This is a genomic window from Actinokineospora sp. UV203 (genome assembly GCF_056323665.1).
On sequence record NZ_CM150484.1, the window covers coordinates 1,888,681 to 1,901,462 of the forward strand.

At 69.7% G+C, this 12,782-nt stretch carries 14 protein-coding genes and 1 pseudogene; 10 read left to right on the top strand and 5 right to left on the bottom strand.

Annotated features, from left to right (window positions below):
• Window positions 1-200 precede the first annotated feature (200 nt).
• The 3 genes and pseudogenes from ACUZ2Y_RS08580 to ACUZ2Y_RS08590 all read left to right on the top strand — a co-directional run.
• Window positions 201-707: pseudogene (locus ACUZ2Y_RS08580) on the top strand (glycosyltransferase); the annotation flags it as partial.
• 96 nt (window positions 708-803) lie between these two features.
• On the top strand, window positions 804-3,011 hold the full coding sequence (helR, locus tag ACUZ2Y_RS08585; RefSeq protein WP_476331675.1) for an RNA polymerase recycling motor ATPase HelR: 2,208 nt from the start codon (window positions 804-806) through the stop codon (window positions 3,009-3,011).
• A 154-nt stretch (window positions 3,012-3,165) separates the two neighbouring features.
• A complete protein-coding gene (locus ACUZ2Y_RS08590; RefSeq protein ID WP_476328654.1) occupies window positions 3,166-3,549 on the top strand; it encodes an MmcQ/YjbR family DNA-binding protein in 384 nt (127 codons plus the stop codon).
• Between the two features lie 229 nt (window positions 3,550-3,778).
• Here ACUZ2Y_RS08590 and ACUZ2Y_RS08595 read toward each other — a convergent pair whose 3' ends face one another.
• Both ACUZ2Y_RS08595 and ACUZ2Y_RS08600 read right to left on the bottom strand, forming a co-directional pair.
• Window positions 3,779-4,162: a hypothetical protein gene (locus ACUZ2Y_RS08595; protein WP_476328655.1), complete on the bottom strand. Its 384-nt coding sequence runs from the start codon at window positions 4,160-4,162 to the stop codon at window positions 3,779-3,781.
• A gap of 1 nt (window position 4,163) precedes the next feature.
• Complete coding sequence (locus tag ACUZ2Y_RS08600) at window positions 4,164-4,412, bottom strand: hypothetical protein (protein ID WP_476328657.1); 249 nt, start codon at window positions 4,410-4,412, stop codon at window positions 4,164-4,166.
• 128 nt (window positions 4,413-4,540) lie between these two features.
• On the opposite strand from ACUZ2Y_RS08600, the gene ACUZ2Y_RS08605 reads away from it, so the two are divergent.
• Window positions 4,541-4,930: a cupin domain-containing protein gene (locus ACUZ2Y_RS08605; RefSeq protein ID WP_476328659.1), complete on the top strand. Its 390-nt coding sequence runs from the start codon at window positions 4,541-4,543 to the stop codon at window positions 4,928-4,930.
• Here ACUZ2Y_RS08605 and ACUZ2Y_RS08610 read toward each other — a convergent pair.
• Genes ACUZ2Y_RS08610 through ACUZ2Y_RS08620 form a run of 3 tightly spaced genes read right to left on the bottom strand, consistent with a single transcriptional unit; the run spans window position 4,915 to window position 6,652 of the window.
• A complete protein-coding gene (locus ACUZ2Y_RS08610; RefSeq protein WP_476328661.1) occupies window positions 4,915-5,325 on the bottom strand; it encodes an arsenate reductase ArsC in 411 nt (136 codons plus the stop codon). The two genes, ACUZ2Y_RS08605 and ACUZ2Y_RS08610, sit on opposite strands and share 16 nt — an antisense overlap.
• Entirely contained in the window at window positions 5,322-5,966 is a 645-nt protein-coding gene (locus ACUZ2Y_RS08615) for an arsenate reductase ArsC (RefSeq protein WP_476328663.1), read from the bottom strand. The genes ACUZ2Y_RS08610 and ACUZ2Y_RS08615 overlap by 4 nt, the downstream gene beginning before the upstream one ends.
• Window positions 5,963-6,652: an aquaporin gene (locus tag ACUZ2Y_RS08620; RefSeq protein WP_476328665.1), complete on the bottom strand. Its 690-nt coding sequence runs from the start codon at window positions 6,650-6,652 to the stop codon at window positions 5,963-5,965. The genes ACUZ2Y_RS08615 and ACUZ2Y_RS08620 overlap by 4 nt, the downstream gene beginning before the upstream one ends.
• A 111-nt stretch (window positions 6,653-6,763) precedes the next feature.
• Here ACUZ2Y_RS08620 and ACUZ2Y_RS08625 point away from each other — a divergent pair, with 111 nt between their 5' ends.
• The 6 genes from ACUZ2Y_RS08625 (at window position 6,764) to ACUZ2Y_RS08650 (ending at window position 12,781) form a co-directional block, all read left to right on the top strand.
• On the top strand, window positions 6,764-7,135 hold the full coding sequence (locus ACUZ2Y_RS08625) for an ArsR/SmtB family transcription factor (protein WP_476328667.1): 372 nt from the start codon (window positions 6,764-6,766) through the stop codon (window positions 7,133-7,135).
• Window positions 7,136-7,188: 53 nt separating this feature from the next.
• Complete coding sequence (locus tag ACUZ2Y_RS08630) at window positions 7,189-7,800, top strand: TetR/AcrR family transcriptional regulator (protein WP_476328669.1); 612 nt, start codon at window positions 7,189-7,191, stop codon at window positions 7,798-7,800.
• On the top strand, window positions 7,797-9,452 hold the full coding sequence (locus ACUZ2Y_RS08635; RefSeq protein WP_476328671.1) for an FAD-binding dehydrogenase: 1,656 nt from the start codon (window positions 7,797-7,799) through the stop codon (window positions 9,450-9,452). The genes ACUZ2Y_RS08630 and ACUZ2Y_RS08635 overlap by 4 nt, the downstream gene beginning before the upstream one ends.
• A gap of 106 nt (window positions 9,453-9,558) precedes the next feature.
• Complete coding sequence (gene recQ / locus ACUZ2Y_RS08640) at window positions 9,559-11,382, top strand: DNA helicase RecQ (RefSeq protein ID WP_476328673.1); 1,824 nt, start codon at window positions 9,559-9,561, stop codon at window positions 11,380-11,382.
• Complete coding sequence (locus ACUZ2Y_RS08645) at window positions 11,379-11,909, top strand: DUF998 domain-containing protein (protein WP_476328675.1); 531 nt, start codon at window positions 11,379-11,381, stop codon at window positions 11,907-11,909. Before recQ ends, ACUZ2Y_RS08645 begins: the two co-directional genes overlap by 4 nt.
• A complete protein-coding gene (locus tag ACUZ2Y_RS08650; protein ID WP_476328677.1) occupies window positions 11,909-12,781 on the top strand; it encodes a helix-turn-helix domain-containing protein in 873 nt (290 codons plus the stop codon). Before ACUZ2Y_RS08645 ends, ACUZ2Y_RS08650 begins: the two co-directional genes overlap by 1 nt.
• Window position 12,782: the final 1 nt, after the last annotated feature.

The window sequence follows — 12,782 nt, forward strand, 5'->3', positions numbered from 1 at the left end:
CGGGCCACCCGTTTCCCCTGGGGGAGACGGACAACCGGGTGCTGTGGGACCACGACGCCCAGAGCATCCAAGCGCTGTTCGGCGCGGCGCTCAACACCCACCGGGCGGCGCACGGCCTGCCACCGGTGGACAACCTCCGCGACTACGTCATCACCGACCGCCCGTGGCTGGCGACGGACCCGGCCCTGGACCCGTGGCTGATGCCCGCGGATCTCGACGTCGTGCAGACGGGCGCGTGGATCCTGCCGGACGCACGCCCACTCCCGGCCGACCTGGAGGCGTTCCTGGACGCCGGGGCACCACCGGTGTACGTGGGCTTCGGCAGCATGCCCATGCGCGGCTCGGACGTCGCTTTGGCGGCCATCGAGGCGGTCCGCGCGCAGGGCCGCCGCGTACTCGTGTCGCGGGGCTGGGCCGATCTGGGCCTGATCGATGACCAGGGCGACTGCTTCGGGGTCGGCGAGGTCAACCACCAGGCGCTGTTCACCCGGGTGGCCGCGGTCGTGCACCACGGCGGCGCGGGCACGACGACGACGGCCACGCGGGTAGGCGTGCCTCAGGTGGTGGTGCCGCAGATGGGAGACCAGCCGTACTGGGCGAGTCGGGTCGCCGACCTGGGCATCGGCGCGGCGCACGACGGTCCGACCTTGACCACCGAGTCCCTGTCGGCCGCGCTCAGGACGGCGCTGGCCCCCGAGACCCGCGCGCAGGCGACCGCTGTGGCCGGCTGGATCCGCGCCGATGGGGCGAGCGTGGCGGCGACGCTGCTGCTTGACACGGTCAGCCGAGTCAGCCGAGAACATGTGTCAGCTCAGGGGTACGACGACGAATTGCGGTCCGAGCGAAGCTACGTGGCCGGGCTCTACACGCGGCTCGACGCCGAGCGCGCCCGGGTGCAGGCTGCGTACAACTCGGCGTTGCGGGGAACCGGCGGGACACCCATGGAACGCGACGCCGAGGTGCGCGCGCTGGCCAAGGAGGGAAAGCGGCTGGACGTGGCCGACAACGGGCTGTGTTTCGGCCGGTTGGACAGCCTTTCCGGCGAGCATTCATACATCGGCCGGATCGGCCTTTTCGACGAGGAGAACGAGTACGAGCCGGTGTTGCTGGATTGGCGGGCCCCGGCGTCGCGGGCGTTCTATGTCGCCACCGGCGCGAGCCCGGAGAACATGCGCAGGCGGCGCCAGTTCCACACCCGCGGACGGCACGTGGTCGATTTCACCGACGAGGTGCTCGGCCGCCCCAGTGGTGAAGCGCAAGGGGACGCGGCGCTGCTCGCGGCGGTCAACGCGCCGCGCGGCGAGGGCATGCGCGACATCGTGGCGACCATCCAGGCCGAGCAGGACCAGATCATCCGGCTCGACCACCCAGGGGTGCTGGTGATCGAGGGTGGCCCGGGCACCGGCAAGACCGTGGTGGCGCTGCACCGCGTCGCGTACCTGCTGTACACGCAGCGGGAACGGATGGAACGCCACGGCGTGCTCGTGGTCGGACCCAACCCGGCGTTCCTGAACCACATCGGCCGCGTCCTGCCGTCGCTGGGCGAGTCCGACGTGGTGTTCATGACCCAGGGTGACCTCGTGCCCGGTCTGCGCGTCACCGCCGAAGACACCCCGGAAGCCGCGCGGCTCAAGGGTTCCCTGAAGATCCTCGACGTGCTGGCGGCGGCGGTCGCCGACCGGCAGCGGCTGCCGGAGGAGCCGCTGCCGATCCAGCTGAACGACGTCCCGGTGCGGATCGACGCCGCGACCGCGGAGTGGGCCAGAGATGAGGCGCGGGCGAGCGGGCTGCCGCACAACGAGGCGCGCGCGGTGTTCACCGAGATCGTCACGTATGTCCTCACCGAACGGGCGATCGCCCGGATCGGCCGGGGCTGGCTGACCCGGTCGGACCGCGAAGCCTGGGAGGAGATGCGGGCGGACCTGCTCAAGGAGCTGGCGGAGGACGAGCAGTTCGCCGCGGCGCTCGACGAACTCTGGCCGATCCTGACGCCGGAGTCCTTGCTGGCGCCCCTGTACACGTCACCGGAACGCCTGCGCGCGGCCGGCGCCGACCAAGCGCTGCTACGGGCGGATGGTGCGGCCTGGACGGTGTCGGACGTGCCGCTGCTCGACGAGCTGGTCGACCTGCTGGGTCGAGACAAGGCGGCGGACAAGGCCGTCGAGCAGGCCGCCGAGCGGGAGCGCAAGGCCGAGGCCGAGTACGCCGCCGGGGTGATGGACATCCTCGTCGACCGCCAGGACTCGATGGACGACGAGGACCACCTGTACGCCACGGACCTGCTCTACGGCGAGGACTTGGCCGACCGCTTCGTCGAACGCGACACCCGCGACCTCGTCGAACGCGCCGCCGCGGACCGGGACTGGACCTACCGGCACGTCGTGGTCGATGAGGCGCAGGAGCTGTCCGAAATGGACTGGCGGGTGCTGATGCGGCGCTGCCCGGGTCGTTCCTTCACGGTGGTCGGCGATCTCGCCCAACGCCGGTCGGTGGCCGGGGCGACGTCGTGGGGCGCGATGCTGGAGCCCTATGTGCCGGGCCGGTGGGTGTACCGGTCGCTGACGGTGAACTACCGCACCCCGGCGGAGATCATGACCGTCGCCGCGGCGGTGCTCGCCGAGTTCGCCCCCGGCGTCCAGCCCCCGGAGTCAGTCCGCGCGTGCGGCGTCCAGCCATGGTCCCGGCGGGTCACTTCGGGCGAACTGGCCACGGCCATCGAGGACTTCGTTCGCGACGAGGCCGGCCGGGAGGGCACCAGCGTCGTGATCGGACCCCCGGGTGTGCCGGGCACGGTGACGGCGTCGGAGACCAAAGGCCTGGAGTTCGACGCGGTGCTGGTGGTGGACCCGGAACAGATCCTCACCACCGGCCCCCGCGGCGCGGCGGAACTCTACGTCGCCCTGACCCGCGCCACCCAACGCCTAGGCGTGCTGCACCAGGGTCCATTGCCGCAGGCCTTGACCGGACTCGTCGACATCGGAGCTCCCGCCCAGGCAGGGAACCACCGGTAGCCGCAACCGAGAGCACTGCTCACAACAGAGAGCAGTGCTCTCGGTTTGGGGCAGCGCTCCCTCCGGTGAGCGCTGCTCCACCTCAAGGGGAGCCCGCCGACAACGTCCCCCTGTGCGGCTGCCGAACCACCGGGCTGATCGCTACAGTCGACGGATGGCCACCTGGGAGGACGTCCGCCGGTTAGCGCTGGCACTGCCCGAGACCACCGAGGAGTCGTCCCGCGACACGACCCAGTGGCGGGTCAAGGGGAAGGGCTTCGTCTGGGAGCGCCCCCTGCGCCGCGCTGACCTGGCGGCACTCGGGGAATCCGCGCCGGAGGGGCCGGTGCTGGCCGCCTCCGTCGCCGATGTCGGGGTGAAGGCCGCCTTGATCGCGGACGATCCCGAGGTCTACTTCACCACTCCCCACTTCGACGGCTACGCCGCCATCCTCGTGCGGCTCGACAAGATCGCCGTCGGGGAACTCGAGGAGTTGACCGTGGAGGCCTGGCTGACTCAGGCGCCCAAGCGACTCGCCGCCGAATACCGCTCCCGCTGACCCGCACGAATGCGCACGACCCGACTGGGGAATATCCGCACCGCACGGTGGTCAGCAAGGAGCGGGTCGCGTGGAGAAGTTCGACGTCGTCGACGATCGCCGGACGGGTGACATGCCCAAGCGCTGACCTCAGCGACGGCACCTCTTTCCGCGTCGGGGTCCGGTCCACTGTGGACCGTCCTCGACGCGCCGTTCAGGGGACGACCTCAACCCCGCCCGGGTGACGTCATCACACGATCACCTGCGGCGCGGCCGTACGAACCAGCGGACACACCGCGCAGGCGCGCGGTCCCTCTTGGCTCCACCAGCGGCACGTGTCACGGATCCCGCATTCCGGCAGTGCCTCGGCAGGCACGGAGCCGTAGTCCTCATGCGCCGCGTCGACCGCCCGGCAGGAGCCGTCCCAGAACACGCAGGCCGACTGCGCGCAGGGCGCGGCGAACCGGAACCGCGTCTCCAGCGCCCCCTCGGTCGACGCGGCGAGCTGGTCACGCAGTTCCGGGGTGAGCTTCGGCCCGTACGGGGTGAAGACCGCCCGCCCGTCCGGCCCGAACACCCCGAGCAGCACCGCGCCCGGACCGGCGTGCGAGCTCGGGCACGTGTGATCGGCCATCTCAGCGGCCGTCGATCAGACCCTGGACCTGCCCGCCGAGCTTCTCCGCGAGGTCGCCCGCCAGCAGGTACTTGCCGATCAGCTCCCACCTGCGCAGATTGACCCCGCCCACCTCGAAGTACGGCACCTTCCGGCCGATGCTCTCGGTCAGCGCGACCGTCCCCGCCGCCGCGACCGCCTGCGCGATGGCGCCGCGCTGCTCCGCGCTGAGATCGATCCCGTCGACGACGAACTTGAATTCGGTGGCCATGACTATCGCCCTTCGTTCGACACTCCTGACCACGCCGTCGGATTGTCGCCGATGATCGTGACGGCCACCGCCCACAAGGGCAGTCAGGTTCGCTCGAACGGGCAGCCGGATCTGGTAAAGCTGGTGAGGTGAGTCAACCCATCGATCTCGACGCCGCACTGGCCCGCTTCGACGCGCTGTGGAGCCCACGCATCGTCACCCAGGTGAACGACTACGACGTCCGCGTCGCCAAGGTGCGCGGCGACCACGTCTGGCACGCCCACGACGACACCGATGAGTTCTTCCTCGTCCTCGACGGCGAACTGACCATCAGCCTGCGGGAGGACGCGGCCGAACGGTCAGTCGTCCTGCCGCGCGGATCGGTGTTCGTCGTGCCCCGCGGGACCGAGCACCGTCCCTCGTCCGCCGGCGGCGCGTCGATCCTGATGTTCGAGCCCACCGGGACGTCGACCGTCGGGGACCGCCATGACGCGGTCCCCGACCATGTCGACGCCACCACGGGTCACGCGCTGGGCTGATCCAGCAGTTCGGCGATGAGCCCGCGGACGCGACGGTCGATGTCGTCGCGGATGGGGCGCACGGCGTCGATGCCCTGGCCCGCCGGGTCTTCCAGCCGCCAGTCCAGGTAACGCTTTCCGGGGAACACCGGGCACGTGTCGCCACAGCCCATGGTGATCACCACGTCGGACGCCTCGACGTCCTCAGTGGACAGCTTGGACGGGATCTCGGCGGTGATGTCGAGACCCCACTCGGCCACCGCGGCCGCCGCCGCCGGGTTGACCTTCTCGGCGGGCTCGGACCCCGCCGAGCGCACCGCGACGCGGCCCATCGCGTAGTGCGTGAGCAGCGCGGCGGCCATCTGCGAGCGGCCGGCGTTGTGCACGCAGACGAACAGCACTTCAGGGGTGGTCATGAGTCAGGGCCTCCGGTGAGGTCGTCGAGGAGTTGTCGGACACGCTTGTCGAGGTCGTCGCGGATCTGGCGCACGACGGCGATGGGCTGACCGGCCGGGTCGGGCACGTCCCAGTCGAGGTAGCTCTTTCCTGGATACACCGGGCAGGTGTCGCCGCAGCCCATGGACACCACGACGTCGGCGGAGTTCACGATCTCGTCGGTCAGCGGCTTCGGGAAGGCCTCGGTGAGTTCGATGCCGATCTCGGCCAACGCGGCGACGCAGGTCTCGTCGAGCAGCCCGGTCGGCGCCGACCCGGCGGAGCGGACCGACACCCGCCCCAGCGCGTGTTTGCGCAGCAGCGCGGCGGCCATCTGGGAGCGGCCCGCGTTGTGCACGCACAGGAACAGCACCTGCGGCACTGAACTGGACCCGATGCTCTCGGCGCGCGCGGCGAGCCGGTCCTTGGCGAAGTGCGAGGTGAGGGCGACAAGGTGGTTGCGCACGGTCGCCTGCGCGGCGAGCAGGTCATAGGACCCCAACACGAACCGCGAGACGGTGTCGCGGTCGAAGGTCCCGGTGTACCGCTCGGTCAGCTCGTCGGTGATCCGGCCGAGTTCGTGCCGGACCTCCTCCGCGGAAGGTTCGGGCAGCCCGCTCACGGAGACTCCTTCTTTCCCAGCAACTTCTTTCCCAGCAACAGGGCGGCCAAGCCGACCCCGATCGCGGCGCCGACCAGCTGGGCGGCGACGAACGCCGGCACCGACGCCGGGTCGATCCCGGCGAAGGACCCGGTCAGCGCCCGGCCGACGGTCACGGCCGGGTTCGCGAAGGACGTGGACGAGGTGAAGAAGTAGGCGCCGAGGATCCAGGCCGGGACCATGACCGGTGCGAGCGCTCCGCGACCGGCCCGGACCAGCATCGCGATCACCAGCAGCAGACCCGCCGTGGCGACCGCCTCGCCGATCAGCTGGCCGACACCCCCACGCGTCTTGCCGGTCCACTGGACCAGCGGCTGCTCGAACATGGCGTGCGCCAGGATCGTGCCCAGACACCCGCCGAGCAGCTGCGACCCGATGTACGCCGAGGCCGCCGACCAGGTGATCCGGCCCGCGAACGCGTCGACGAGGGTGACCGCCGGGTTGAAGTGGGCGCCGGAGACCGACCCCATCAGCGCGATCAGCACACCCAGGACCGCGACCGTCGCGAACGCGTTGCAGAGCAGCTGCAGCAGCACCTGCCCGGGCGCGAGGACCTGGCCCATGATCCCGGAGCCGACCACCGCCGCGACGAGGACACCGGTCCCGACGGCCTCGGCCGCGATCCGCCGCCCGAGTGAAATCGCCACTGACTCCCGTACCGCCGTCACCACATGCCGCTCCCGAGCCAGATCCATAAGTGTCGATGCAGTTCACCAGCAGGATCGACCGGTGTCAATCGACTGGGTAGGGTCGACACTGTGACCTCCGCCCCCAGAGTGCGCCGCCTCAAAGCGCCGAGCGACCCGGAGTGCGCCTCCGACCCGTTGTGCTGCGCCCCGATCGGCGACGCGATCCTCGGCCAGCCGGACGCCGAGCGACTGTCCAACGTGCTCAAGGCCCTCGCCGACCCGGGGCGGCTGCGCCTGCTCTCCCTGATCCGCTCCGCGCCGGCGGGCGAGGTGTGCGTGGGCGATCTGGTCGAGGCTCTGGACCTGAGCCAGCCCACCGTGTCCCACCACCTGCGGATCCTCACCGACGCCGGGCTCCTCGACCGGGAGCGGCGCGGCAACTGGGTCTGGTACGCCGCCAATGACGCCCGCCTGACCGAGGTGCGCGACCTGCTCCAATAGATACAACTTCGCATCGGATACAGAAATGTATCCATTCCGGGTACGCTGCCGCCGTGCCGGATGCCAAGCGCGTCACCAAACGCCGGGGTGAGACCCGTCAGCGGCTGCTCGACGCCGCCCTGGAGGTCTTCGCCGAGCAGGGTTTCGGCGCGTCCACCGTGGAGCAGGTCTGCGATCGCGCCGGGTACACCCGCGGCGCGTTCTACTCGAACTTCGCCTCGCTCGACGAGCTGTTCCTCGCCATGTGGGAGCAGCGTTCCGAACGCATGCTGGCGGACCTGCGCGACGAGCTGACCGACGCCCCCGAGTCGTCGTCGCTGGACGTGGCGATCGAGCGGGTGCTGGCCGTGATCCCCGTGGACGACACCTGGTTCCGGGTCACCGCCGAGTTCACCGCGCACGCCCTGCGCAACCCCGCGCTGCGTCGGGTGGTGGCGGCCCGCGAGGAGGCGATCATGGCGACGATCATGCCGATCCTCGAGTCCGCGCTGAGCGCCGCCGGACTGCGGATCACCGACCGGCGGGCGCTGGGGATGGCACTCGTGGCCGTGCACGACGGGACCGCCGTGCAGTGCCTGATGGAACCCGACGACAAGGCCGTGTGGGCCGCGCGTCAGCAGTTGTTCATCAACGTCGTACGCGCATACAGCGAAGGGGCAACATGACTGACGCGGATGTCATCGTCGTCGGAGCGGGGCTCGCGGGCCTGGTGGCGACCTACGAACTCGTGCAGGCGGGTCGGCGGGTGGTCGTGGTCGACCAAGAGAGCGCGGCGAACCTCGGTGGCCAGGCGTTCTGGTCGCTGGGCGGCCTGTTCCTGGTGGACAGCCCGGAGCAGCGCAGGCTGCGGATCAAGGACTCCCACGAGCTGGCCCTGCAGGACTGGCTCGGCAGCGCGGGCTTCGACCGCGAGCGCGAGGACCACTGGCCGCGCCAGTGGGCCGAGGCCTACGTCGGCTTCGCCGCCGGGGAGAAGCGCTCCTACCTGCGCAATCTCGGCCTGCGGGTGATGGCGACGGTCGGCTGGGCCGAGCGCGGCTCCGGCTTGGCCTGGGGCCACGGCAACTCGGTCCCCCGCTTCCACCTGACCTGGGGCACCGGGCCGGAGGTCGTGCGGGTGTTCGCCGAGCCGGTGCTCGCCGCGGCCGAACGCGGCCTGGTCACCTTCAGGCACCGCCACCAGGTCGACGACCTGATCATCGAGGGCGGCGCCGCGGTCGGCGTGCGCGGCACGGTCCTCGAACCCAGCGACCTCGCGCGCGGCGTCAAGTCGTCCCGCGCGCGCGTGGGCGACTTCGAGCTGCGCGCGCAGGCGGTCGTGGTGACGTCGGGCGGCATCGGCGGCAATCCCGAGCTGGTGCGCAAGAACTGGCCGGTCGAGCGGTTCGGCCGGGTGCCGGAGATGATCTCCGGCGTGCCCGCGCACGTCGACGGGCGGATGCTGGAGATCACCGAGGCGGCGGGCGGCAACATCGTCAACCGCGACCGGATGTGGCACTACACCGAGGGAATCCAGAACTGGGACCCGATCTGGCCCGCGCACGGCATCCGGATCCTGCCCGGCCCGTCGTCGCTGTGGCTCGACGCGACCGGCAAGCGGCTGCCGGTGCCGCTGTTCCCCGGGTTCGACAGCCTCGGCACGCTCAAGCACATCGTGGGCACCGGGTACGACCACACGTGGTTCATCCTGACCCAGTCGATCATCGAGAAGGAGTTCGCGCTGTCGGGCTCCGAGCAGAATCCGGACATCACGGGCAAGGACGTGCGGCTGCTGCTGAGCCGGATCAAGAAGGGCGCCCCCGGGCCAGTCGAGGCGTTCAAGAACAAGGGCGCGGACTTCGTCGTCCGGGACAACCTGCGCGACCTCGTCGACGGGATGAACGCGCTCGGCGCGGGCCCGGCGCTGGCGTTCGACCAGGTGGAGCGTGAGGTCGCCGCGCGCGACCGCGAGCTCGACAACACGTTCTCCAAGGACATGCAGATCATGGCGATCCGCAATGGCCGCACGTACCTGTCGGACAAGGTCATGCGGATCGCGAAACCGCACAAACTGCAGGACCCGGCGCACGGCCCGATGATCGCGGTCCGGCTGAACCTGTTGACCCGCAAGACTTTGGGCGGCCTGGAGACCAATTTGGACTCCCAGGTCATCCGACCGGACGACACGGTGTTCGACGGTCTCTACGCGGCGGGCGAGGTCGCGGGCTTCGGCGGCGGCGGTGTCCACGGCTACAACGCGCTCGAAGGGACCTTCCTCGGCGGCTGCATTTTCTCCGGCCGCGCGGCGGGCCGGGCCCTGGCCCGCGACCTGGGCTGACCCACGGGAGCCACATATCCACAGAACGGGCATCGGCACGGCCCAGTTGTCCACAGGGCCGTGCCGATCGCACCGACGACCCGGGAAACCTCGTACGATCGGACCCGTGACTTCCGCCGACACCCTGACGCCCGAGCTCGACGTCCTGCGCCGGATCTTCGGCTACGACGCCTTCCGCGGCGACCAGGAAGCGATCATCAGTCACGTCGTCGGCGGTGGCGACGCGCTGGTCCTGATGCCGACCGGCGGCGGCAAGTCGCTCTGCTACCAGATTCCCGCGCTGGTCCGCGAGGGTGTGGGCGTGGTGATCTCGCCGCTCATCGCCCTGATGCAAGATCAGGTCGACGCGCTGCGAAACCTTGGTGTGCGCGCGGGATTCCTCAACTCGACCCAGGACTCGCAGGAGCGGCGGGAAGTCGAGGACGCGTTCGTCAACGGCGAGCTGGACTTGTTGTACATGGCTCCCGAGCGGCTGCGAATGGAGTCGACAACCCGGCTGATCGACCGGGGCAAGGTCTCACTGTTCGCGATCGACGAGGCGCACTGCGTGTCCCAGTGGGGCCACGATTTCCGCCCGGAATACCTTGCGCTGTCGGATCTGCACGAACGCTGGCCGGACATTCCCCGCATCGCGCTGACCGCCACCGCGACGAAAGCCACCCACGCGGAGATCACGCAACGGCTGAACCTTGGCGAGGCCAAGCACTTCGTGGCCAGCTTCGACCGGCCCAACATCCAATATCGCATCGTCGCGAAGAACAGCCCGCAGAAGCAGTTGCTTGACCTGCTGCGCACCGAGCACGCGGGCGATGCGGGGATCGTCTACTGCCTGTCCCGCGCATCGGTGGAGAAGACAGCGGAATTCCTTGTGCAGAATGGAATTCCCGCTGTTCCGTACCACGCGAAACTCGATGCGCGAGTGCGGGCGCGCAACCAGAGCCGGTTCCTGCGTGAGGACGGCCTGATCGTGGTCGCCACGATCGCGTTCGGCATGGGCATCGACAAGCCGGACGTGCGGTTCGTCGCGCACCTGGACCTGCCGAAGTCCGTCGAGGGGTACTACCAGGAGACCGGCCGCGCGGGCCGCGACGGCCTGCCGTCGACAGCGTGGCTGGCGTACGGGCTGGCCGACGTCGTGCAGCAGCGCAAGATGATCGAGACATCCGAAGGCGACCTGGCGCACCGCCGCAGGCTCAGCGCCCACCTCGACGCGATGCTCGCACTGTGCGAGACCGTCGAGTGCAGGCGGGTGCAGCTGCTCAACTACTTCAGCCAGGAAGGCCAGGCCTGCGGCAACTGCGACACGTGCCTGACTCCCCCGGAGTCCTGGGACGGCACGGTGCCCGCGCAGAAGCTGCTGTCGGCGGTGTTCCGGCTCGACCGCGAGCGCAACCAGAAGTTCGGCGCGGGCCAGGTGATCGACATCCTGGTCGGCAAGCAGACGGAGAAGATCACCCAGTTCGGGCACGACCAGCTCAAAGTCTTCGGCATCGGCACCGAACTCAACGACAGCGAATGGCGTGGCGTCGTCCGCCAACTCCTCGCCCAGGGCCTGCTGGCCGTCGAAGGCGACTACGGGACCCTGGCGCTGACCGAGGCCAGCGCGGAGGTACTCGGCCGCACCCGCCAGGTAATGATGCGCCGTGAGCCCGAGCGCACCCGCCAACCGCGGACCCGCAAGCCGGCGGCGGCCGCCGTCGACATGCCCGCCGAGGCCACCCCGATCTTCGAACGCCTCCGCGCCTGGCGAGGAGCCACCGCGAAGGAACAGGGCGTCCCCGCGTACGTGATCTTCCACGACGCCACGCTGCGCCAGATCGCCACCCAAACCCCGTCCACCCTTGAGCAACTGGGCACCATCAGCGGCGTCGGCGAGAACAAACTGGCCAAGTACGGCCAAGGCATCCTCGACACCCTGGCCGACGCGTGACGGCCCCCTGGGCCCGCGTGTCGTCGGCGCTGGCCCCGGTGGCGTTGATCGGCGGCTGGACCATCGCCGCCGCCAGGACAGCCGACTTCGACTCGGTCCGCGACACGATCAGCGCCTTGGCCGCCATCAACGCCCAGGACCGCTGGATCATGACCACCGGCCTGGCCATCACCGGCATCTGCCACGTGGTGACGGCCACCGGCCTGACCTCGGCCCGCCCCAGCGCCCGGTTCGTGCTCGCGGCGGGCGGGGTGGCCACGGCGGCGGTAGCTGTGTTCCCCCAACCTTCGGAGACCCACGGACCCGTCGCGGCGGCGGCGTTCGGCCTCCTGTCGGTCTGGCCGTTGCTCGCAGGCACCCGGCGGTCCCGGATAGCGGGCTTGGTCCTGTTGGCTCTGCTCGCGGTGTTCGGTGTGTCGCTGCGCTCGGAGCGGTGGGTGGGTTTGTCGGAGCGGGTGCTGGCGGCGGCGCAGTCGCTCTGGCCCGCGGTGGTGGCGTTTCATACCCCGAGAACGCTCAGCCATTAGTGGCATTCGCAGGCCGGGAAACTTCTGATCTCATGAAACACATGAGCGAACGACTTCCAGCCAGAATGCGTGTCCTCGCGACGGAGCTGACGAAGCTCCGCGAAGCGGCAGGACTCACCACCCGCCAAGCCGCCATCCGCCTAGACCAGTCGATCGCGACGGTGAACCGCACGGAGAACGCCAAGCGGATCGCGACGGTGGCGGAGGTGTCCGCCATGCTCGCGATCTACGGAGTGGTCGGTTCCGAACGCAAGCGGATCATGGCCCTGGTCGAAGAGCTGAACACTTCGCGCTGGCTCGGCATCGACACCAACCCCGACCGCCCCACGTTGCCGATTTTCGAGTCGGAAGCGGTCTCCATCGTCAACTTCGCGCCGTGCACGGTGCCGGGACTGTTGCAGACGCCCGCCTATGCCCGCGCGATCACCGCACTGGGCCGGACAACGGCCATGCACGAAGCCATGATCGCCGCACGGTTGGACCGACAGAATGTCCTCGCCCGACTCGTCGCACCGCAGTATGTGGCGATCTTGGATGAGGCCGCTCTGCGTCGCCCACACGGTGGATCAGCGGCGATGGCCGAGCAGATCAACTGGCTCATCGACATGGCGAAACAACCGAACATCGCACTCCACGTGATCCCCTTCCGGCACGGCGGCTACCACAACCCGGGCTACTTCTCCCTGCTGGAGTTCCCCAAGGTGCCGCCGATCGTCTACGTGGAGCACAGCCGGGTATCGGGCTTCCTCCACGAGCCGGAAGACACGCAAGCGTTTCGCACCCACACCGCTTCGCTGATCCAGGCATCGCTTGGCTGCGCCGATTCGGTGAACTTCCTGACCAAGATTGCAGCTGATCACGAACGGGGCTGAA